Below are 24,703 nucleotides of genomic sequence, written 5' to 3'. Positions count from 1 at the left end.
AACACTTATTTCCGGGGTGTATTCCAGAAAATGAAAGTGCCTCTGTTGTTGGACGATACGATGTCAATCGTACCGTCCTTGTTCATGTCCATGGCTAATAAATGGGATCCGGCGCCCGATCTGTTGTGGATCAGCTCCGGGACAAACTCGGCGCCGCCTGGCGCGGCAGGGTTACGTACGGTGCGGTACCAGTATAAAACGGGCGGCCCGAATGCGTCGGGATCCAGGTAATTGTCTCGGTGCGACCAGTAACGTTTGCCTACAATATAATCGGGCACCCCGTCGCCGTCGACGTCGGCAACGGCTGAGCCGTGGGGCTGGGAAAACGTTACGCCGCCCGCGTTTTTTGCGCCATAATCGTCGCTGATCATGTGTCTTACAAAGTAAATTCCTCCTTTGCCATCCCGCTTTTGTTCGAACCAGGCCAATCCGAAGCCGTGCGCATTCAGGCTGGTGATCACATCGGCAAGCCCGTCCCCGTTCGCATCATACACGCCCATGACACTGCCGCCCACGCCAGTACTTCTGTGGGCATACCTTCCAAAAGCGACAGGGTGATACGTCCATTTGCCTTTCTCAAGGTCTGCGGGCTGTTCCCACCAACCATTGGGATTCAACAAATCTTTCCGTCCGTCGCCGTCGATATCCCCCACACCAAGTCCGTGCGCCATTGCGTAGCCCTGCTCGGAAACCGGGTAGATTTTCCAGGGAAGACTGCTGCCGACAGGATCGGGCCTGGCAAAGCTCACGGCACCTGCCGTGCACAAGATGAATTCCGGAAAGCCGTCGTTGTCCAGATCTTCCAGCAGGTTCACTTCGGTATTTACATCCTTCACCACCCTGCTTTTATCCCACCGCCGCGATTCATTTTTTGGATTGAAATAAACGGTCGCGCCCGGCGGGTTGTTGAGGATATCGGGCCAGCCGTCGCGGTTGAAATCGAATGTAAACTGGCAGTTCACGTTCGCAAACTCGTTCGGATTGGACGGATACTCGGGGTATATGTTCCTTGACTTTGTAAAATCTGGTCCGTAAAAAAGCACAGGACCGGACACAATATCCATATTGCCATCTTTATCATAATCCCCTGCACTCACACCCCAGGAATAATACATATCGCTGATCCGCTCGGCCCGAAAACGCCGGGAGACGTTTTCCTTCGGCCATACTTTGACGGATAAATCCTTGTAAACCACATCTTTGAAGGATACTTCGCCCTGGCCCGCCATATAAAAAGCAAAGGGCCCGAAATTTCCATCTTCCGGTTCGGTGGCACCGCCTGCAATTTCATCGCCGTCATTCAAGAACGAACGGATGATGTTTTCGTCCAGAAAGATTTCAATCTGGTTCCAGGCATTTGACCTTAAACCGGTTTCGGGCCTTTGCAACGGAAAAGCGAGCAGGTCGGGCGCTTTCCCGGTACTTAACCTGCCTCCGGGTTTTCCTGGTTCATCTCCGTCCCGGGGAGGGGGCACTATTCTGCTGGTGCCCCCGGCGTTGCGTAAAATGGTTCTTTGCGTCACGCTGCCCTGCTGGTCCAGTGTCACTTTGTAAGAAGTGATCTCCCCTTTCCGCGCCGAGACCAGGATACCCTTGAAACCGGCGTCTGTTTTTTCCAGGCGAAAAATAAAACCCGCCTCAGCATCCTCCGAAGTTCTGAAGGCAGCATGCAGGCCGATGTCCTGAAAAGACTGACCGGAAACCAGCACACCCGTGGATGAAGCGGAAGCTCCTGTACCGGTGATCTGTCCGCTTTTTGCTACCCATTTCACTCCACCCAAATTGTGCCAACCCGCAAGGGAAGCGCCTTTGAAACGCGCATCGGGCTCAAATGAGAGGCCGGTCCCGGGATTTTCATTCACAAATGACTGACCCTTCGCCTGCCATCCGAGACTGATCAGAAAGAGCGCAGCTTGCAGGAATAGGTATGCTTTCATGGGCGGATATTGCTTTTGACATGTTCAATGAGCCAATCCCCTACCTTTTCATAATCCAGGTCCTGGTAGTAGCCACTCCATTGTTCAACCGAATAAATACCCCTGAAACCCAGGCTCTCTGCGAGCTTTACACAGGCATCAAAATCAAATGAAAAGTGCTCAAATGAGGCATTGAACCGGTCCGCTTTTGCCGATATCAGATAGGCATAGGGAATGATCTTCGTCAATGACGCCATCCTGTCTGCGGGTTCATAGTTCCCAAAATCGGGCAGGGTATACATATTCCCGGGCCCCGCCTCCCGGATAATCCGCAGATGCAGGGTCGGGTCCATTTCTATTCCAAAATGGTTTTCATTGAGCAAAATGAGTTTTCGTTGCTTCGCATATTGGTTCACTTCTTTCATGGAACGGATGCTGTTTTCAATGCTGCCTTTGTTGCTTCCCGGATTGACCCGAATCGCCTTTGATCCCAGAAAAGAAACGGCGTCGATCCATTTTTTCACCAGCCTCATACTGGCCAGACGCTCCTCTTCATGGCGTGAAGCCAGATTGTAGCTTTCATCGATCTGGACATTGATAAGCCTGGACCCGGCCTCACGGATACTTTTCCTGACCTCCTTCAGGTAAGGCGCATCCAGTGATTCAAAATGTTTGCTCCAAAACTCTATGTTTTTGATGCCAAAGCGCTTGTGATAGTATTGCGGAATATCCGTCAGCTTCAGTTCGTCCCTGACCACCGCGATCTCAGCGGGGAGCGTTTGCTTAAAACGGTACCGGAACAGAACGGTACCCATGGCGATCCGGTCCATCGCATCTTTTCGCACCGCTGGTAAGTAAGGGCCCGCCCAAATGGTCAGTACCAGTCCGGAAGATCTGTATATAAATGCGCTTCTGTTCATTCAGGTTTGGTTTTGGGACTGTTATTTATCTCGGGCAAAGCGAATACCACATAGCCCGCAGCCTTCATACAGCGCTCTGCCGGCTTGTTCATCCAGTCTTTCAGCTGGTCCGTCGCATTTACCGCCAGGTATTGTCGGCCATTTACTTCATACATCGACATAAGGCCGGATACTTCGTATGGCAGATGTTTCGTCCAGAGTGTCTGCCCGGTTTCCATATCAAAGGCGATCACTTTTCCACCCTTAGCCGTTGAAAACACAATTCCCGAAGCCGTAACCACCATGGCGGTTCCCTGAGATCCCATGTACAGGCCCAGGTCGTGCCCGTCTCTGCGGGGTACCTGATCGTCATGGCCCAATGGTTTTTTCCAGATAATAACTCCTTTGTTGAGGTCATAAGCCGTGATGATCGACCAGGGCGGGGCAATCAGTTCAGGCGAAAATCCCCAACCTGAAGTATACTTGTGCCGGGGATGCTTCACGCCATCGGGATAAAACAGCATGGGTTTCGGCGGGTCCGAGGGCTTCAATGGGACAGATCCGTTGGCAACAACAGGCCCCTCGGGCAAAACGGGTACCTGAACCGTTGCTGGCAGCGCCTGCACGCCATGCGGCACCGCACTTTCTGTTTTTTGGTCGGCGAGGTAATGGTAGAGTTTTGTTAATTTTTTGTCATCGATCTGCCTGAACGACGGCATCAGGCCCTTTCCATTTGAAACCGTCCATTTGAAATTTTCAAAGTTCACTTGGCTGCCAAGTTTCAGTAAAGAAGGCCCCGCTTTTCCCGCACGGTCCTCTCCATGACAGACCCCGCAATGGGTTGTATAGATTTTCGCGCCATCATCGACCGCTACCACCTTTGCAGGTGCCTCAGGTTCCGGCTCGGGTTTGAAGGGACGGAGTTTGTAAACAGAGGGATAATCCTGCGAAGCAACAAAGACCAACCCTTTAGAGGGGTAAGAGGCAGTATTGCCATAATTGGCGCCCCCCACGGCCCCTGGCAAGGCAATGGTTTCGTAATTCAGCGACGGCGGCGTAAACATGCCGCCTTTTGCTTCCTTCACCGTTTTCATCGCATCATCATGTTCCTTCCCAATCAGGTAGGGGTTCACATCGTCGACGGTCAGCAGCTGCCGGTTGAAAGGCGGGATGACGGTTGGAAAAGGCTGTGTCGGCCAGGATTGTTCTTCGGGAGCATCGCTCACAGGCACAGGTCTTTCTTCAACCGGCCACAATGGTTTCCCGTTAACCCGGTCGAAAGCAAATAGAAAACCATGTTTGGTGGCAATGGCTACGGCGTCTACTCTTTTTCCTTTGTGGGTTACCGTGATCAGCTGCGGGGCGGCCGTCAGGTCATAATCCCAAAGGTCGTGGTGCACGGCCTGAAAATGCCAGAGCCTTTTCCCGGTGCGGGCGTCAAGCGCCAGCAGACAATTGCTGAAAAGATTGCTGCCGATCCGGTCAGCGCCGTAGTAATCGTAGGTTGGCGCGCCGATGGGGAAATAAGCGATGCCTCTCTTTTCGTCAAGCGTGATTTCACCCCAGGTATTCGCTCCTCCTGCATATTTATAAGCATCTTTCGGCCAGGTATCGTACCCATATTCACCCGGCTGGGGAATGGTATGGAAAATCCAGGCCAGCTTTCCTGTGATCACGTTGTACGCTCTCAAATGCCCCGGACTTGAAAAATAATCCTCCCCGGTAGCAGAACCCACCAGTAACAGATCTTCGAAAATCCGCCCCGGCGTGCCTGATTGTACATTCACAACCTTGCTTACCTCTCGTCCCAGCCCTTCTCTCAAAGGCACATATCCGTTCTCTCCGAAATCCATAATCGATTTTCCGGTCCAGGCATCGATTGCCTGGACGGTGTTGTTGATGGTCAGCATGATACGGCGGTTTCGCCGGTCCTTACTTTCCCAGTAATTAAAGCCCCTCCGTGATATCCCGTGCAGGTTGGCGTGTATCCACAACTCTCTCCCGGTTGCCGCGTCGAGTGCTACCAGCGACCCGTTTTTAGCCATGACGTACATTACGCTGTCCACTATAATGGGATTGTGCTGGTACCTGTCGCCGGTTGGGTATTCCCAGGCTACTTCCAGCTGCGTCACGTTCGACTTGTTGATCTGGGTCAGGCAGGTAAACTTCGATTGATCCGGCCCGCCCCCATATTCCCACCACGAACGGTGCGGATCACCTACGCGACTTTCCGTATGACCGTTTTTCGGCGTGCGGCGGTGGGCCAAGCATCCTGTCAAAATGATCAGAAAGGTGATGGTGACTCGCCCCACGGCATAGTTGCCGGAACGAGGGCTCAGGAAAATCGTCTTAAATGCCGGTATTCTATAATTGATCATCATCTCCAAAGCTGCCTGTACCCGCTGAACCGTGACCGATCGCGAAATCAGTGCGCAGTCATCCCAGGAATACAGCTAACGCTATACACTATATGCACATTAAAATGCGATGTCTTTCCGCTCCCGAAAAGCAGATGGGTGTCTGTTCAGTAATACAATTGGCAGAGGCGCAGGACATGCCCGCCTGAAAATTGTTTAGGGGTTTTTAAGTCAAAAGATTGGCCGCGATCCTATGCCTTACGGTTCCAGTAAGCATTTAACCAATGTGCGTGTGTTTCGCACATAAACAAATTCTTATAATCGTCCCCCGTCACGGCTTTGTTAAGTCCATCAAAAGGAAGGCCACGTTTCAGATGGTAAAAATGTGCCCGGCTATTGGTCATTTTGAGACAATTTTCCGACAAGCTGTCGTAGCTGTTGCCAGGCCGAAGCCGATGCGCGGTGGCGAGATAATCAGCTCCGTAGGCAAGGGCGTTGATATGCGGGAAGGGGTGATTTACAGGGTCAACACTCTTGATAAGCAACGGAATATGATAGTCGACTACATCGTTCCACAGATTTGAAAGGTCGGGTTCCAGAACAAGCAGACGTTCCATACAATTGAGCGTCATCCCGTGCATTGGAACAAAGCTCGCCTCATTACCAGCCGGTTGCAAGTTATCCCTCAGCCGGTACCAGATGTCGAAGGCTTGCCTGAATTTCGGGTCCGGATCCCAGGTACTGGCCAGGCTGTTGACATACAGGAAAAAAGATGCCGCAATGGAATGCCATTTAAGGCGTTTCCAATAAATAGCCTTGCCGAAGTAAACACCGCAATAATCGTGGTCATACCACCATGACGCAAAGGAAACGATTACTTTTTCAATGGTCCGTTTTTCATGCGCATTTGCCAGGAAAAGATAATAACTGTGAAGTCCCAGGGTGACTTCACAATACTGGTCTACGCTGCATTCGAACATTCCTTCCAGATTCTGTATGCCGAGATAAGGCTTCGGAAGCCACCCTCTCCCTTCCCCGCCCAAAGGATGCCCCATCACCGCAGCATTCTCCCAGAGCAAAACGATGGCTTCGACCGTTTTCCTCGCCAAATCCCGCGTCGCCGGATCTCCTGTTGCACGAGCCCTGGTACATAACGCTTCCAGGTAAGTGCCACTCGCCATGCCGAAGTTTTCATAATTGGTCCATGTGGCCTTTGCCTCGTCAGGAATACAGGCATTTTCGGCGAATCCCCCTACCCCATGCGGTCTGTCGATGACCTCCGCCGGGGTCAGTATTTTCATCGTTTTTCCATTTACCCCGGAACGCATCATTCCATACGGATCCCGGAAAATATTTTCAAGCACTTTTTGGATGGTCTGTGCTACTTCATCTAAAGAGCCTCCATAGACTTTGGGAGGAAAGGCCCCATCGAAATAGTCGGTCGTTATTTTTTCATCATCCCTGTATCCGCGATCCGGACGATGCGCTTCAGAGGTTTGAACATAGCCCGGCCATGCGAACCCGACCAATGGCAGGATGCCGGCTTTCCGTAAAAATGTTTCCCTATTCATGTTTGTAGCCAGGCTCGATTCCGGACATTTTCATAACCGATATTGCTTTTACAGGCCATTGGTTACTGGTAACCCTTACATTCCCCGAATCCTTGGCAGCTGTGTTCGGTTCCTTGTCGTTCCCTGCGCCATTGCCAGACCATAGCTTCGGGCATTGCCAATCATTGTGATTAAACCGAAGATCCGGATTGCTTGTGTGTGTCCCGTTCTGAAAGGCGGAATTACAATTGTCCAGTACATTCGAATCGAGCAAGACGTTGGTGGCTCCTGGTCCGTCACAATAAAGGCCTGCTATCGGCCAGTCGGGCGCCCACCCGTTTGGACTGGTCACATTATAGATATAATTGTGGTGTATCCGTGTCCCATTTCCCGACACAGTCCCAAGGCTGTAGATAGCCCCTCCGTCGGGATTAGTCTGGCAAACATCGTGTACTTTATTGTATCTGATTTCCACATCCTGATACGGTGTTTTTTCCTTTCGCCACGACCACCCGACGCTGATACCCGAATAAGGGAGATTTCGTATCTCATTATGTTCGATCACTAAATGGTTTGGGAAAGATGCGTAAATCCCGACGGCGTCAGAATAGTCCCGCCCGCAAAATTCAATCAGGTTATTTTTAATGACATCATCATTGCTGCCAGCTGATAACTTGGCCATTGCTTTTTCGGAAATCATCCAGGGATAGACATCGTCCTGGTAGCTTCCCTGGTAAAACGTCGGATCCATGACAATTCCGTTGGCAGAAATGTCGGTAACCTCATTCCCGACGATGCTGTTGTGAAGAGACAATGACAGGAACACCAGTCCAAATCCGCCCGCATGTCTGAAACGGTTTCGTTCAAAAAGAATATGATTTGCATTGGAAACTTCGACCATACCCGGAATAGCCATACCGATGGCAGCCTGTACGCAGGTATATCCACGGTCATTGGGGCCAAGCCAGGTGCTGTGTTCGAAGGTAATTCCTTTAAAACGGAGATCGTGAGCACTGGTGGCAGTGGTTCCCGTTATTTTCATGATCGTTTCCAGGACGGGGGCAACGATCGTTGCTTTCGACATGACCTCTCCCTTCCGCGGCTTATAGTACAGGTTTCCGCCATCCGGCTCCAGGTACCATTCGCCTTCCGCATCGAGAAGTTCAAGGGAATTTTCGAGCATAAAAGGCGCATTGTCATTTGTAAACTGAGGTGCTGTTGCTGCCTCGGGCATACTGAACGAGAGAATGGCACTGTCCCCTTTTATTGTCGAGGAGGCTATTCTGTATCTTAAATGCTGCCAGTATTTGTTCACGCAGAATTCGAGCTGTCCGTGGCCGACCGATCCGGGCAGTAACGATGCATGGATCACCGGATGCCCCTTATTCCATGACAATAACCGGGAATAAGGGCCCCTGTCCAATTCACAGGTCAAGTTTGGAATTCTGGCCCTGACCGCCCTCACACCATTCACATAGAGCTGCCGGAACCTGACGGAGCTTCCGACATTTGCCTTCCAGATGTCATGCCTTTGATCGTACAAAGTCCATCCCGTAATTTCGGTACCTCCACTAAAAAACGGGATCTGACCGGGATAAGCCTGCCAGGTAACGGAAAAGCCGTTACGGCCACTGTCTTTCGGACCCAGGTTAAAAGTCGATTTAATGCGATAAGTATCTCCAAAAAGGTTGATTACAATATTTTGATCCATGGCGGGAACCAGGGTCCTGACTTTATCCCGCACACTTGTTAGTGATCCTGGATGTTCTTTAGAACAAATGCTACCCGCACCATCAGGCGAAGCATATAAAGTGACTGGCGGTTTTGCATTCTCGAAAGCAGATGCATTAAAAAGAGCATGTTTCGTTCCCTCGTTTCCAGGAAAACTCCCTGTATCTTCTTGCATCAGCGACGGTAACCACAGCATCCCGATTAACAGGAAAATGAGCGATCCTCCCCACCGGAAGAAGTGCTGGCCTTTGTTTTGAAACAACAAAAAATGATCCATAACCATCATATACTTTTCGCGGTTGTTCCGGAGAATAGGTCGCCGCATTGGATTTACCGTTGTTTTCCCCTCTTGAAAACCAGGTTGGCAGTCCGTTAATAATACAATCCCTAGGCGCACCGGACATGCCTGCCTGAAAATGGTTTTGCGGTTTTATTCAAAAGACACATTCCCAGATTGGTTGCACTTTCTCCTGACCACATCAAATTCCGATTTAAAATCTGAGATCGTGCCGGCATCGAGCGCCCGTCCCGACATGGTGACCGGCTTTTTGAAAACAACCGGCTGTCCACCCAATGCCGCCACCAGCGAAACATCTCCCCAGTTCAGGAAACCGGGAATGTGCGTGGCCATACTGAAAAAATCAACACCCTGCCTCTGGTCAAACTGATAACTGACCGGCGTTTCCCGGAGAATCGTTTCTTTCACCTTTCCTCCGAGCGCTGCAAAAAGCAAGGCGGATATGCCTGTTTCTTTTCCGGCGTCAACCGTAATTGTCGCCGATGGGTTCAGCCGCCTGAGATAGGCGGTTACCACATTCAGGTCGGTGACCCAATGTCCCATGACCGTCTCTCCAAGCCAGAGTGTGGACCTTTCCAATGTATGGAACGGTGTGAAGCCGGTATCGAAAGGAATGGTCAGCTTTGAGAGGGTTTCGCCTGTTCCCCATAAATCCACCAGCAGGATGCCTTTCCCTTTGTATTGTTCCAAAATGCGCGGTTCAACTGCACTCTTGCCTTCCGGTCGTATCACGATCACATACTCGTCGGAGCCCTTCTGCGGTGATCTGAGCAATATTGGGATGAAGTAGTGCTCGCTGGTCTTCAGAGAGATCCGCTGCCAGCCGCGTTCGCTCCCGTGCTTTTTTACCTCCACAAGGGTGGCGGGTTTGTCCAGCTTCAAAAGCGCGCGCAACTCATTCCTTTTCTGATCGGCATTTAAAGCGCCGTTGTTCATGAAAGCGCCCCTCAGTTCCGCTCCTCTTTTTACGCAATACTCCGCGATGTTCCTCACCGCAGCGTCCCTCCCGCCATGGGGAAAAACCCGCAATTTGTCGGCACTGAGTAATTGAAAAGGAGTTTCCTTGATAGCGGTACCATCGCCAGTTCCTTTCAGGTGCAAAGAAAACCAGCCCAGCATAGCCTCCCGCATCTCCGGCATATAGCCATGTCCGGTATCGAAAAGCTGATAGGCCAGATGATCGCCTGCGCCTAACATATCGAAAACAGGCCGGGCATTGCTGAAGCTGCGGATCATTTCGGCTGGAACGAAGGTGGGATTATCGTCCCGCAGGGCGCTTGCCAGTTTCAATGCCCGTGGAGCGACCATGGACAGAATACCCGATTCCTCAGTAAAGGTGAGCCCGTCGGGCAGCAGTTCGCATACGCAGTTGTCGCCCATCACGTAGGAATCGAAAGTACCGACGCTGACAACGGGCATGGCAGCTTTGATCCTGTCGTCCATCGCGGCCAGCCACATTGTCTGGTTGCCGCCGCCGCTCGCCCCGGTTGCACCCAGGCGGCCCGCATCCACATAAGGCAGGGAGGCCAGCAGGTCGACCCCACGCATATTGTCTGTCAGTTGCGCGCCCATCAGTGTTTCGCCCACATTCATCAGGGAAGATCCCAGATTTGAGCCGTGGTATTCGTCCACGCCATGAACCGTCGTACGCTCGCCGGATCCCCAGACATCGCTTACCAGACAAACGTATCCGCTCAGCGCAAGGGTATGCCCCAGTGATTGCACCACTTCGTCCGTCTTACCATCGGGCCAGTGCCCGTGCATGGCGATCACGGCAGGGAAACGGCCTTCACCGTCCGGAACATACAGGTTGGCGGTCGCATAAATACCTGGCCTGGTCTGAAAAAGAATGTTCCTGACCGAGTAGCCTGCCAGCTGGGTCCGTCCGGTTTCCCGGTAGTTCAGCGGCAGGTTATGATCGACGACCGCCCCGGTTTTTTCAAAAATCCTGCTCCGCAATTGCGCCCGGTGGCCATCCCATTCTTTTTTATCTGCCGGCAACCGAAGGTTTTGAAACTGTATAATGGCCTTTCGCCTGAGCTCCCGGTTGATCAGGTCTACATAGTCGCCGGTCAGCACTTTTGGCAAACTATCGGTATAACCCTGCGGGCGCAAAGGCATTAAGGTTGGAAAAACCCAGGCAAAATGATGGGTATTGTAGCAGATGGGCCTGTCTGCCGATACATATTTTTCGTATTTCTCTTTGCCGAAAATACCTGACATGGCTTCGAGGAGATTGCCAGGCCAGCTTTTCGCGCTGCCTTGAACCGGATCCGGGAACCACGGCCACGATTTGGGTTCCAGATTGTACCGGTACAGGTAATCAACTGCCGAACGGATGGAGCGATTACCCTGGGATATCCCAAAGATATTTCCCCCACCGGCATTCAGAATCACCCAGCCAGCAGCGGTGATCGGCGCAAGTGAAAAGTAGGTGTACCAGATCCCGTTGGCCTTCCGGCGCGTTTCTTCTGGCATGTGACCATCCTCCTCAATTTTGGACAAAAGGTCCGACCTGATCAGCCGCGCGTTTTCCTCCATCTCCTGGCTGTCGTCCAGTAAATGTGCAACCAGCACCGAGCCGAACCGTCCCCAGTCGGCCCAGTTGTTCTTCTTGTTCCGTATTTCGTTCACGGATTTACCATACACGTGGCGCACCCATTCCAGGTACGCTGCTTTGTCGGGCTTGTTCCAGCCATCGTAATGATAAAGCAACTCTCCGGCGATCACCATCGCTGTACCTGTATAGGCCATGACGAGGTTCCCGTCGTAGTTCGAATAGGTTTTGTTTTTGAGCGCCCAGGCGCTCAGAAAACGAAGTGACCTTTTTGCATATACTTCCCGCCCGCTCAGCTGAAAAGCAAGCGCGCATGCATAGGCATCAAATGCGTCTGAGGCGAGGCTCAATGAGCGTTCCTCGTGCAATTGCGGTTCGATGTAATAACCGGGCACATTGAAATCGGCCAGGGCGTGTTCGGGATGCTGTTCGGCCGAATCGGCATAAGCGATGAGTTCCCGGTAAGCATCATAAAAAGGCTGCTCCTTGTTCTTCACCTTTTTCCTGACAAATTCGATCTGGCTGCGCGGGTGCATCCCTCCGGGATGATCGTAGGCCAATCCGGGGAGGGACAATAGGGCGAGCATGAGGAAGAGCAGGTTTTTCATATTCTTATATGCTTTGCTATTTCGCTTTTGATTGATACGACCGAACCTCTGGATACATGCGGTACTGAATCCCTTGTCTGTTTGCGCCGATGCAAGCCTGCAGAGGCCGGTTACCAGCAGGAAGGCAAGCCTGCGTAGGGCAAAAATGTGCCAGCAAAAAATGGAAGGTATCACATTAGTAAATTTCATTTGCCGGATAGTAGCGACCCGTTTTCCTGAATTTCACTTCCTGCCCTTTTCTCTGACGGTTACTATTTCATCGAAAATATGTTCCAGCTTTGGGTCCAGCCGGGCCTTTGCCTTCCAATCGGCCGCGCCATACACGCCGGCCTGGGAGTAATCGAATGTTTTGAAATTAATCTTTTGCAATAATTGAGGGTTTGTGAGGCTGAAATCGAAATCTTTGATGTTCTTAAAACCGGGATCAGCGATCACTGATTTTAAATCCTTGCCTGCAGCCTGCCACTCAGCCCATGTTTTTTTCTTGTACTTAATATCCGTGGTGCGGGTATCCCAGTAACAGTTTTCGTCGGTAACAATGTCGATATCATCCCAGTTATTGCTCAGCAGATCTCCTTTGTCGAAGTAGACGATGTTATTTGTAAAAGAGAAAGAGCGGTGCTTTTCCACCCGGGTCGCCTGCAGCTGCGCATTGATGTTATTGGCAAATATGTTGTTGCGGATGAAATTCTCTTTGCCGTAATGCTGGTGAAAACCGGAACTTCTGCAATTGTACACGAGGTTGTTTTCCATCACGATACCGGTTGAACCTTCGTCGGTATACAGTCCCCAACCACCATAGTCGAACGAATAAATGTGGTGGATCACATTGTTGTTAACGACCGTTCCTTCCGAACTGCCCAGGGTATATACCCCGCCCATATCGCTCAGCACGCCCCAGCCCAGGTGGTGGATGTGGTTGAATGCGATTTTGTTCCGTTTGGCGGGACTATGGCTGTACCCCCACGTCCAGCCGACCGAAATGCCGGAATACTGGAAATTGTTGATCTCATTATGGGTGACCTGGTTATCGCTGGAATTGAAAATCATGACTGCCACGGCGCATGGAAAAACCATTCCGCCAGCCGACATGATGTTGTTGTCCAAAGTGATGAACCTGGTCAGCTCATCACTTTTTAGCGGCTGGGAAAGTTCGCCTACCTTCACGCCACTGGCACCCAGATCGTGCAGAAAACATCTTTCGACCCTCCCGTTCGTGCAGGCTTTGCGGTACCAGATCGCCCCGCCGCCGGTGTGGGCTATTTCACAATTCACGAACGAGATATGATCCGTATAGTCCAGGGCGACCGCCGTCCCGATATGGTGCGCACCCTGTGCAGGCTCCTCTCCCGAGAGTGGCATACGGTATTTTGTCATTTCAAAAGACAGATTTTCAAACCGGATGTTGGATACCCGCCGGTCCTCCTTTTCATCGCCTGCAATCACAATCAGCTGGTCGCAAACCGGCACGAGCGCCTTGGTATTTTCGATGGTTTCCCCTGCCAGCGGCTTGTAGTAAAGTGTCCCCGCTCTTTCCAGGAACCACTCCCCTGGCGCGTCCAGTGCTGTTTTTATATTTTCAAGATTAAAAAGGGAATTGGAACTGATGCCATTCCATGGCTTTTGCCCTTGTCCTGTCACAAAAATAGCCGTATCCTTTGGACTGTAAGCAGCGATACGGCGACGGGTAATGTCCCAGTTGTGGTAAAATGTGATGATGGCATCGTCGAGCTCCGCTTTGGACAGCCCTTTCAGCCATTTGGCACTTTCCACCGGCAAGGTCACTTTCTGAACAGCAAAGTCGTTGGCATAAGTGGTGTCTTTGAGTACGATGGTCTCTTTTACAGCCAGCGGCTGCGTGATAAACAGATCGTTGACCGCCTGTGCCCGCTGGGCTCGCCGTCCATTTACAAAAAGCTGCTCAAAATACCAGCCGTAATGCTTCACCTCCGGGATACTCATTTTCCACAATCCCTCATTCACTTTTTCAAACTTTCCAAGCGATTTCCCTCCGGTAAAAACCGGCGTGCTTCCCGCTTCTCCTTTGAATATGAGAGGAGATTCCTGCGTGCCGCTGTCATCGGTAGTAAGTACCAGCGGCTCGGTCATACGATACTGCCCTTTTTTGACGATGATTTCAATAGGCTTTTTGAAAGCCTGCTGTTTTCGGAGCTGCCTTACTTTGTCCCTCGCGGCAGTCAGTGTCGCGAGCGGCTTTTGGGAAGTACCGGGGTTACGATCATTCCCGGCAGGACTCACAAAGACGGCCTGCCCGAAAGAAAGCCGGGCAAGAATTAAAAAAAAGGCAACAAGGATCTTAATCCTCAAAGAAAAAGGATTCATGTTTAGGATGGTTAGGATTTAGGAATTCGGCAATGCTATTCGGTCATATAGACCCACGTTATTTTATCATAATGAAAAATCTTACCCTTTTCAAGAGCGCCTTCCGGCTTGGCCGCCGCGTTGCGCCTGACAGACAATGTGCTCCAGCCGAAAACCCCTTTTTCATAGTCAAAGGTCTCCCCGTCGTCGTCGTACATTTTAAAGGTTGCAGGTTTTGTGCCGTAGTAACGGACGGTCAGCGGCACTACGTCGTCTTTTCGCGGCGAATGCAGCAGCGCGGGTATCAGCGGAATGATCCCGCCGTCTTTCACAAAAAGCGGAATACGGTCGAGGCCCGGGGTTATTTCGATCACCTCTCCTTCACCCGCTAATTTGCCGGTATAGAAATCGAACCACTTCCCTTTGGGCAGGATTACTTTGCGCTTTTTCTCTCCCGCGAACATGGGTGCCACCAAAAGATAATCCCCTAGCAGAAACTGATCTTTGATATCCTGGCGCACCGCCATTGCATAGGGATTGGAGGTCGAGTTGACCTGCCCTTTGGTCACCTTTTCGTCAAAGGAAAAACCCTCCGCCAGCGGCATGGCGCGCACCGGCGGTTTACCCTCAAAATGGTATTGCGCGAACGTGGTGTAGAGATAAGGAAGGAGCTGCATCCGTAATTCCATTACCTCCTTCACCTGCGGCGCCACATCAGCAAAAGTCCAGGGTTTGGTCCCGTCCGACCAGGCATTGAGCATGGCCATCGGAGAGAAACAAACGGTCTGCATCCGGCGCAGCCACTCTTCGGAAGAGCCCGACGACCGGGCCTCGGGTGTCCAGAGTGTCCCGGTGAAGCTGCTGTTGCACAGCGCCGTAATGAAATCCCGGTGGTCGTAATAATCGTTATAGATCACATAAGGCAGAGCGGCGGCACCCGCATTGGACGCTCTCACCAGGCCGTAGGTGCGGGTATTTCTGGCATGAAACCAGTCTGCCGTCATTTTCTGAAAACTAACCCCGTAGGTCTGCCGCATTTGCTCCGCAGAATGTCCGGACGGAAATGTCGCGACGTCGGGCCAGAGCCAGGAATCGAAACCATCGACCTCGTCCACTTTGTAGCCTGCCACGCCGATATCCAAATGCTCCTTTGTAAAAAAATCGGTATAGATATCCCTCGCCTTCTTGAGTGTAAAATCGGGAATACGACCCAGCCAGACGGTGTGTGAACCGGTGTAAGGCAATACCGACTTGTAAATGGGCGAATAGGTCGACACATACGGGTTCATCCAGAGATTGGCCCTGATATTTTTCCGGAGCAACGCGGACAGCAGCTTTCCCGGATTAGGAAACCTCGTGCTGTCCCAGGCAAAGGTGTTGGGGTAGGAACGCGACAGCCAGCCCGGTTCCAGCCCGATAAAGCTCAGCGGATAACCTTTATCCTCAAAGGCCTGGACTTCCTTCAGCACATCGGCATCGGTATACAGTGTGGGTGTCCGTTGGGTAAAGCCCAGGCCCCATTTGGGCGGAAGCTGCCCGCCACCCGAATACAGGTTATACCGTTGCACAACTTCCATGGCGTCCTTGCCGGCAAACACATACACTTCCGTACCCTTGGTCGGTACCAGCATTTCAACTGCATCCGAATAGGGCTGAGCGTCCCAGTTTTTATCGAGGTTACGGTTGAGCTCGGGCGGCAGGTTCCTGCTGTCTTTCCTGACAGCCGTTCCTGCGTAAACGGTGATGTACCTGGCCGCATTGACCAGCACCCCGTAACCGAGGTCGGATATATAAAACGGCACCGGGGCGTGGGTGCGGCCATCGTCCCGGCCACCGTAATGGTCTACATGCAGGGTCTTGATGGTCCCCCGTTGCAGCACGTTCTTAAAATTCAATCCAAAGCCGTACAGCTGTTCTCCCTTTTGCAGCGGAAAACGCAGGTAGGTCTTTCCGTCCACGATTTCACCGGCACCTTCTGCCAGTTCCTTCGGAAAAGCCGGTTCTCCCAACGTCTTCAGAGCGCTGATTTTCGGGACGATCCCCGCAACAGAAAGCAGGCTGATCTGATCGGGCGAGCCAATAACCGCCTTCCAGACACCCGGCGCGACCTGTTTCCACTGCAGGCTGTTTTTTTGGGCGTAGCTACTCAGGTGCAGCAGTAAAAGGGCAAACAGGGCTAAGGTTTTCTTCATTGGTTTTTATTCAAAATTTGTGGTTGGTTTTCTGATCTCGTCATTATTTCAATTTCCTGTCGGCAATCGCACCTGCGCAGTCGAACCTTCTGTGCCCAGCCGAACCTCTACCGAACTTGCTTTCACTACATCTCTGTCCAAGGCGACGGTAATGCTGTGGTTACCTTGAGCAAGGTCAGCAGCAAGACCCCGAGTGGATAACTTCATGGGTTTATTCCCATCCCAGAAAGTGAACCCGGCTGTTGTGTTCATGTCAAAATTTACAATGCCTCTAGTCAGCACTTCTATTTCAAAACGGATAAAGCTATACCGTTTTCCTCCGCCCCATTCGGTCACCGGCAGTTCTTCAACGGGCAGATCACCCGCTACTTTGCTGTACAGCGGCTGAAAAGTAACTTTTGCACTGGGCTTTGTGACGTACGCCGGTCCTTCTGAACCTAATTGGATAATCAAAGCTGCTGTCGGTACTACGGTTTGCCAGCGGCGCACAAACTGGGCATTGGGGACGCGGTATTTTCCGGGTTGCCCCAGTTTGGCAAGAAATCCGATGAGGTCTATCAATTCCTGTTTCTCCATACCGCTGGCCAATCCCGCAGGCATGAGTGAACCGGGCATTTTTTCCATGGACCGGATCTGGCTTTGGGGCACAGAAATGGATATTCCGCTCACATCCCGGACCGTTACTTCGGATGGACGGCTAGCCGACAGGTAACCCACGATCTCACTGCCGTCTTTCTTGAAAACACGATGTAACTCGAACCCTTCTTTGACAGATACTGACGGATAAATCACTGACTTGATAATGGTTTCAACCGGAGAACTTGTACCAAGACTACTCAAGTCGGGACCGATCAGGCCACCGGCACCGCCAATGCCGTGACAATGGGGGCAGCTGCTTTTCCTGAAAACAGTTTCGCCGCGTTCCGGATCGGCCAGCGTGTTTACTGCCCGGGCCATCTCGGCGATTTCCGTATCTCCCGGATGCTGTGGTATGCGCTCGACCGGCAAGGTGCCCCCCGACGCCTCAAGCGCCCGTTTCAGTAGCACGATCTCTTCCTCCTGTTGTCGGTTTGCATCCACTTTGACCTGTAAATCCTGCCTCGCGGCTTTGGCTATCTTTTCCGGTATCGGCTTTGCTAATAAAGACCTGGCAAGCGTCCCGATACCCTCTTTTGATGCAAAAAAGGCTGTAAAAAGTGGGGAAGTATCTGATCCCTCAGGCAAGGCTGCCAGAATTCCTGGCGTGAGGTTTGCAGCTGCGGCCACATTCAGCGGAACCAGCTGTGTCACCGCCAAAAGCCTGATAGCTGCCGATCCCGGACCGTTTGCAATATGTATGAGCCCTTTTTCTGCTTTTGCCCGATCCAAAGCCGCCAGTGAAATCAAAGAAGCCTTTTGCATATCGGGTTCTCCCGTTTTAGCGAGCCTGATCAGTTCTGTGTCCGATTCGTTCAGCTTCCAAAGCCCGATCAGCCTGACGGCCCCGATCGAGGTTGCTTCATCAGCGTGGCCCGTCAACCCGGCAACGCGGTCCAGTCCGCGACCGGGCTTTACATTTCGCTGCTTTGCGGCATCTTCCAGTGCCCTTAACTGTGCACCAGCCGCTGCATTGCCTTCCTTTGCATTTTTGATAGCCAAATCTAAAAGCAGGTTCAGGTCGCCCGAACTCCCATTTTTTGAAATAGAGATAAGTACGTCCTTCTCATATTCGCCCGGGACCTGCCCTTTCTGATAACGCTGCATCAAGTCTGTGACTGCCTCAGGCGTGTTCACGGATTTAAGAGCATATATTGTCTTTTTTGTATCCTGAAAAAAGTCAGGATCCGTTTTGAGCCGTTTCATCCAGACCGGTTCCAGGCTGACGATCGTCTGCCATATCGCATAGTCGATAAATTCGTCCGTCGGCTGGTCCAGCACTGTCAATGCCGCCCGGGCGGCTTCTGGCTGGCGGATCGTGCGGAACGCAATGGCGGCATGCAGCCTTACCTTCGGCATAGGGTCGGTGACGGCTTTGCTGACCAGTTCCAGTTCACCGGGAACCTTCCCGCCCCATAAACGAAAAGCTTTCACAGCCGCAGCCCGTGCGTCCGGGCTTTTCGAGGTCAAGAGCTTTCGAAGCAGCGTTTCGTTTACAATATCCAGGGACTCAAACACCCACAGTGCTTCCAGCAGGTGATGTTCGTACGCGGCATCATTTTGATCCAGTGTTTCCAGCCATTTGTGAATTGCGGGGACTACTTCGGCTGCCCCTCGGTCTTTCAATACCCGTCTGGCCTGCGAACGGGTTTGGTTTTCGGGCAGCTTCAGCGCTTCAAGAAGTTCTTGCAGGGTAGCTGTACTCCATTTTTGTGTTTTAACCAAGGGCCGGTCCTTTGCTACAATACGCCAGATCCTTCCGTGCTCCCTGTCCCTGCGGGGATCGTGAAAATCGACCTCTCCGTGCTGAATGATGGGATTATACCAATCTGCCACATAAATGGCGCCATCGGGGCCCTGGTTGATATCCACCGGTCTGAAAGCCATATGATCGGTCCACATCAGATCTTCCATTTGCCTTGATGCGTACCCGCTTGCCTGTTTTTCGAGTTGGAAACGATTGATACGATTCGCCCGGAAGTCGTTGGTAAGTACACTTCCCTGCCATGATTCGGGCAATTGACGGCCGGAAAGTACTTCGAGCCCGCAATGTTTGGGTTGGCCTGGGTTGAGGCCAAATGCATTTCCAGGAATCGCGAAATGGATCCCGGAGCTGCCCGCCCCGTCTGTCATAAAGGGTTCGCCCCAATTATCAAACTGAAATCCCCAAGGATTGGCCATCCCTTTGGCATACACATCCAGTTTGAGGTTTTTGGGCCGGAGCTCCCACACGCCGCTACCTTCGAGCCTTCTAATCCCAAAAGGTGTTTCCACATGACTGAAGATATATACCGACTGGTTGAAGTACATGGTCCCATCCGGCCCCCAGCGGAAAGTATGTATGAGATGATGCGTATCGCCCGTGCCGAACCCGGATAGTACCCTCCTCCGTTTGTCGGCCTTACCGTCACCGTCCGTATCCGTCAGATGCAGTATTTCGGTCGCATTGGCTACGTACACGCCTCCGTCGCCGGGAAGGATCCCGGTCGGGGTCAGCAGGCCTTCTGCAAAAACGGTTGACTTATCGGCCTTGCCATCGCCGTCGGTATCTTCGATCACAAACACCTTGTCATTGGGCGTCTCTCCGGTTGTGACGTGCGGATAGGCCGTGCTGCCGACCACCCACAGGCGGCCGTCGGCATCCCAGTTCATTTGGATAGGCTTTACCACAAGCGGCTCGGCAGCCCAGAGCGATACTTCGAAACCCTCGGCAAGCCGGAACGATTCGAGCTCCTTCCGAACATTTGGATCGGGGACCTCTGCTCCACGCTCCTGATTCGCCGAAGCCGTGAATAACAGCAGGGCAGGAATGAGCAGGAAGCGGAAAAAGAGATTTCTGATTAATTCCATGGCAATAGGCTACCCGATTGTTAAAAAGGTTATTTTATCACCCGGCTATTTGTCTGCAAGCCCCAGTTCCTTGAAAGTCCATGGCTGGTAATGCCCGGGCTCCTTGGCCTTGATCTCAAGCAGTTCGGCGGTGGTAATTACGGATGATTTATTTCCCAGATTGGTCCGGATGTAGCTGGCCACGGCAGCGATCCAGTCGTCGTCATTCCGTTGCATTTCGGGCATGATGCCCGGGTATGTTTTCCCGTCCACCGGACCGGTTAGTCCGGAAAGGAGTATTTTGATCAAAATCCTTTTTTCGCCTTTCACCCTGGGCGATCCGGCGAGTGGCGGCGCGGCCATCCCACTTTCGCCAAGCTGCAACCCCTTTCCGTCTGAACCGTGGCAGGTGGCGCAAAGTTGTTTGAAAATGACCGCCCCCCTTTGTATCAGCGCCCGATCCGATGCAGAAAGGCCGCTGATCTGGAGATCGACCTTTTTGCCCGTCTCCCACTTACCCAGGGAACCTTTGACAGCGCTCACGATCATTTCATTCTTATTGTCGCTCTTGAGGATATTTTCGAGCAATCCTTTGGAAGACCTTGTCTGAAAATACCGGAGAGAGAGTGCGAGCTGGGTTCGTACGTCAACATCCGGATCGGTTTGCATTTCAGCAAGCTGATCCAATACCTGTTGGTCTGATTTCCTTAAATAGTTCTCACTGAGCCGGATAGCGGTCCGCCTTACCTGCGGGTCCGGATCTTTGAAAGCTTCGAAGAGCGTTGTCTTGTCAAGAGCTTTTAAACCATCCAGCGTCCATAAGGCGTGGATCCTGCCCAAATGCCGGTTACTGCTTTTCCAAAATAGGATTCTGTCCCAAATCGATCCGGTAGCCAGGTCCTGCAAATCGGGCACTACTTCCCGGGCATCCCTGAGCACCAGCAATTTCTGTGCATTATCCCGCCACCAGCCATTGGGGTGCGACAAGTATTCAACCAGCTTTTTACTGGGTTCATTGAGCAATTGGGGCTTGCCTCCCCGAACGTAATCGTCATGAACCACGCGGTAAATACGGCCCCTGCCGATATTTTTATCCAGTCCTTTTTTCAGGATCTGCGGCCTGATGTAGGAAGAAGGGCCCGTGTAAGTCCCTTCCTGGATAATGCCCCGGTACATATCCACAATGTAGAGATTCCCATCCGGCCCGGTGGCCGTATTGACCGGGCGGAAATTCATATCGGTGGAAGCCAGGAACTCGGCCTCTTGGTAGGCATTTTTCAGCATTCTTTTTCCATGGCTGCTGACGACCCGGGCGCGCCGGATCAGTCTTCCGACCGGTTCACAGATCAGCAGGTCGCCGACGAGGTCGCCTGGCAGGCGGTCGCCGCGGAAAATGGATTGTCCGCAGCTCGCGCTGAAATGGTTCAGCGTGCTGTCTTCGCGAAGCCGGTGCGCCCCTCCTTCCACATCGGGCGTGGAAAGGATCGGCCATACTTTCTCGAATCCGCTTTCCCATTGCGACTTATAAAATTCCAGATCGCCGTATGCGGGATTCTGCTGAAAGCCAAGTGCGGGTACTTCCCCGCCTGCGAGCGAATAAAAAAGCCTTCCGTAATTGTCATGCGTAAGTCCCCATTGTCCCCGAGAACCTTCCGGCAGGGAATCGGCTATCATTTTCCCGCCTGCAAACCGGTAGCGGACCGGGCCGGTGCTGACGTAAATGTGGTTATCGATATTCCAGATCAGCCCGCTCTTCTGGTGTTCGAGGTTCCAGTTGTCGCGTGTGTTGTTTTCGTAAACCTGGATTTTTTCATCCGCTTTTCCGTCCCAGTTCTTATCCCGGTAACTGTATAAATGATTGGAATAGGTTTCTCCCACGATCAATCGGTCATCCAATGGAAGCATCATGCGCGGCAGTACCAGGCTATCGATGTAAACCGTCTTTTTATCCATTTTACCATCATCGTCGGTATCCTCTAGAAGCAAGACCTGGCTGATCGGCAGATTTTCATTCGTAGCGTTGATGTCCTGCATGTAAGTCTGCATTTGCGCCACAAACATCCTTCCATTACCATCCCAGGCAATCGCGACCGGTTCCGTCACCATCGGCTCACTTGCCACCAGTTCCAGGTGATAACCCTCCGGGAGCCTGATCGAACGCATGGTCTGTTCCGGACTCAGCGGCTTGCTGCCCGGATTTTTCTCAACAGGAAGATGGGGGGGATTCTGCAATGCATCTTTGTCGGTTTGGGTACAACAAAGCAGAAAGAGCAGGCCCGCAAAAGCGGCAATGATCAGCAACTTATTCATAACCAGGTATTCGGATAGGCACTCGGGTAGTTTTATTTTCTAAAAAAAATGGCTGATGAATAGGGTTTTAACACTTTCACATCTCCCGTATTTTTTCCATGGACATCTGTCAGGCCTTTTTCCAGCGGCACGCTTCTGGATAACTCCGTATCATTCACGACGAACCGGATATGGTCTGCCGGATCGGGCACATCCACCGCCACCTCACAGAAGGAAATATTCCTGATCCAGACGGGAGTTACTGCATCGCTGAATTCAAAATTGACCCGCTCGAAAGGTTCATTTCTGCGGGTTGGGATGAAAAGCAATTCATTAGTCGTGAAATCGGTCGTCAGCCTGAATTCCTTTGTGCAGATAATCTGGTTATCCTTTGTTTTGAAATTGGCCTTGATGATTTCTCCGCCTTTCAAGCTTCTTGTATCAAATCTTAATACGAACTGATTGTTTTCTCCCGGCCCGAAGGCGCAATCCGTGGACGCGATCATCCATTTATTCATTCCCTCGTCCAAACCTTCGCCCCGCAAACGGGCAATTGTTTTGCTATCCGCTAGAAGGCCCGGATACCAGATATCACGCCCTGCGTTGTAAAAACCGTAGGTCAATGTTCTCCCGGGAAATACTTTCCGTACCGTGTAATGAAAGCTGATGGGTGCGCCCATGGAATGTTGGTCTTTGCCCGATATCTGTTTCCATTCCGGCAGTGAATAGGTCTGGTTCACATCGCGCCCTCCCGATTTGTAGGAGCAGAGCAAGATCATTTCCGGATCGGCGGGACGACCATAGTAGTTGGAATCGAGGGTACCCATGCTGCCGATGTCCTGCCAGGATTTGTCGGTAATGAAAGTGGCGACACGCTGGCTGGCCTTCTTTGCCACGAAGGTGTTGTTCCCGACATCACAACTATGGATCGGATAAAGCGGCATACCTGCTGAAAGCAATTGAAACTGAATGCCATTGTCATATGCCAGGTTGTTCCGGACCGTGATGTTACTGGAGTTATGGATGAAAATACCCACATTCCCACACCGGAAAATCGTGTTGCGGACGACGTCGACATGATTGCACTTATCGTCTACATAAATCCCCTCTGCCGAAACCCGTAGCGTGTCATCCGTACCGTGCGCGGCACCGATCCCGTTAAACACTACGTTTCCGACAATGCGGCGCCGGGCCCCGGGATTACTGCCCCCGTTGCCCCAGGTATAGATGCCCCCGCCGTCATCCTTGACCATGCAGAAATTGGAAATTACGTTATTCCGGACAGTCATCGAATCGCCGTCAAACCGCAAGCCATGGTAGCCGGCACTATCTATGCGATTGTTTTCCAGCAGATTGGAAGCTCCGTAGATAGCGATCCCACTGTAATTGTAGCTTGCACCGCCAGACCCCATGCCCGCGATCATGCCAACATTCCGGATCTCGTTCTTTCTGATCACGGCATCGCGGCTGGTCGCAAACATAAGCCCCGAGCTATTGGCAATCCTGACTTTATTTTTTTCGAACAGAGTATGGTCGCAATGATCTAAAAATACGGCGTCGGTGCCGGAGATAAGCGCTTCGGTATTCCGGATGGTTAAATGGCTGGATCCCAACGCGCTAACCGCGTGATGCAGCGCGCCTCGGAGCACCAGATTTTCTATGGTGATGAACTGTTGTTTTTCAATGTGCACCAGGGCTCTCTGAACAGCGGCTTCGATCAGCAGTTTTGCCGGGTCTGCTTTTGAAAATAGCAGGATCTTTTTTGTATGCTTGTCGTAAAACCATTCGCCTTCCTGGTCCAGCGTCGAAGGGTGACCGGAGATGAAAAAGCCAAATTCCTTATCAATTTCGTAGGGTGTCGGGGAAATCGTAAGTGTGTCTTTCCTGGAAGAAAGAATGGGCAGCCGTTCGAGGACCCACCTGTTATTGCGGATCACGACGTCGGCTCCCTGCCAGATCTCCGGGTCAGGGATGCCGGGGCTGCTCAGTCGGTTATTTCCCGATGCCCAGCTGACTTTCAGATATCCCCGGTTGGGATCGGTTGCATTCGGCCATCTTCCCATGGGCTGCCTTTTACCGTTGACCAAAAGGTTGGTAAATTCGCTTCCGCACGATGTGCAGACTGCCTCCCATATATGGCCGGAAACATTTCTCCATACGCTGACCTTTTCCAGTCCCGAAATCACCGGCCTGGAACCTTTACCCCATGCCCCGAAATAGATCTGTGACCCGGACCTTCCGCTCCTGCCAATGTTGATACCGCCTTTAAAAATATCGCCTCTTCTGAAAAACACCGAGTCGCCGGGTAATAAATCCGGTATGGCGGCATTCAGTTTCTGAATGCTTTTCCACGGAAAAGCTAACGATTTCCCGTTGTTGCGGGTATCGTTTCCATGGGATGCGAGGTAATAGTTCGTCGCTCCCGCCCGGTGAACGAGCAACGCACTAATCAGCCATACAATCAAAAACTTGGCCCACACATCCTGCATGCAAATACCAAAAGCGGAGATCCGGCGCAT

Annotated in this window: 11 protein-coding genes; all 11 read right to left on the bottom strand. The window is 52.0% G+C overall.

What is annotated here, in order from left to right; genetic code table 11:
* Window positions 1-5: 5 nt before the first annotated feature.
* Window positions 6-1,937, bottom strand: a complete 1,932-nt coding sequence (locus AC1XUF_RS01035; RefSeq protein WP_483339710.1) for an FG-GAP-like repeat-containing protein — start codon at window positions 1,935-1,937, stop codon at window positions 6-8.
* Entirely contained in the window at window positions 1,934-2,836 is a 903-nt protein-coding gene (locus tag AC1XUF_RS01030; RefSeq protein WP_483339708.1) for a sugar phosphate isomerase/epimerase family protein, read from the bottom strand. Before AC1XUF_RS01030 ends, AC1XUF_RS01035 begins: the two co-directional genes overlap by 4 nt.
* A complete protein-coding gene (locus AC1XUF_RS01025) occupies window positions 2,833-5,196 on the bottom strand; it encodes an outer membrane protein assembly factor BamB family protein (protein WP_483339706.1) in 2,364 nt (787 codons plus the stop codon). Before AC1XUF_RS01025 ends, AC1XUF_RS01030 begins: the two co-directional genes overlap by 4 nt.
* Before the next feature lie 227 nt (window positions 5,197-5,423).
* Window positions 5,424-6,743, bottom strand: a complete 1,320-nt coding sequence (locus AC1XUF_RS01020) for a hypothetical protein (protein ID WP_483339704.1) — start codon at window positions 6,741-6,743, stop codon at window positions 5,424-5,426.
* On the bottom strand, window positions 6,736-8,778 hold the full coding sequence (locus AC1XUF_RS01015) for a right-handed parallel beta-helix repeat-containing protein (protein ID WP_483339702.1): 2,043 nt from the start codon (window positions 8,776-8,778) through the stop codon (window positions 6,736-6,738). Before AC1XUF_RS01015 ends, AC1XUF_RS01020 begins: the two co-directional genes overlap by 8 nt.
* A 105-nt stretch (window positions 8,779-8,883) precedes the next feature.
* Window positions 8,884-12,105, bottom strand: coding sequence for an alginate lyase family protein (locus AC1XUF_RS01010; protein ID WP_483339700.1), 3,222 nt, complete (start codon window positions 12,103-12,105; stop codon window positions 8,884-8,886).
* A gap of 33 nt (window positions 12,106-12,138) precedes the next feature.
* Entirely contained in the window at window positions 12,139-14,259 is a 2,121-nt protein-coding gene (locus AC1XUF_RS01005) for a right-handed parallel beta-helix repeat-containing protein (protein WP_483339698.1), read from the bottom strand.
* Between the two features lie 35 nt (window positions 14,260-14,294).
* Window positions 14,295-16,430: a TIM-barrel domain-containing protein gene (locus AC1XUF_RS01000; protein ID WP_483339696.1), complete on the bottom strand. Its 2,136-nt coding sequence runs from the start codon at window positions 16,428-16,430 to the stop codon at window positions 14,295-14,297.
* Between the two features lie 48 nt (window positions 16,431-16,478).
* On the bottom strand, window positions 16,479-19,916 hold the full coding sequence (locus AC1XUF_RS00995) for a PVC-type heme-binding CxxCH protein (protein WP_483339695.1): 3,438 nt from the start codon (window positions 19,914-19,916) through the stop codon (window positions 16,479-16,481).
* 45 nt (window positions 19,917-19,961) lie between these two features.
* Window positions 19,962-22,205, bottom strand: a complete 2,244-nt coding sequence (locus AC1XUF_RS00990; RefSeq protein ID WP_483339694.1) for a DUF7133 domain-containing protein — start codon at window positions 22,203-22,205, stop codon at window positions 19,962-19,964.
* A gap of 32 nt (window positions 22,206-22,237) precedes the next feature.
* A complete protein-coding gene (locus AC1XUF_RS00985; RefSeq protein WP_483339693.1) occupies window positions 22,238-24,703 on the bottom strand; it encodes a right-handed parallel beta-helix repeat-containing protein in 2,466 nt (821 codons plus the stop codon).

The organism is Dyadobacter sp. HNCC25DJ185 (assembly GCF_056895195.1).
This window is presented reverse-complemented; position numbering and strand designations above follow the sequence as displayed.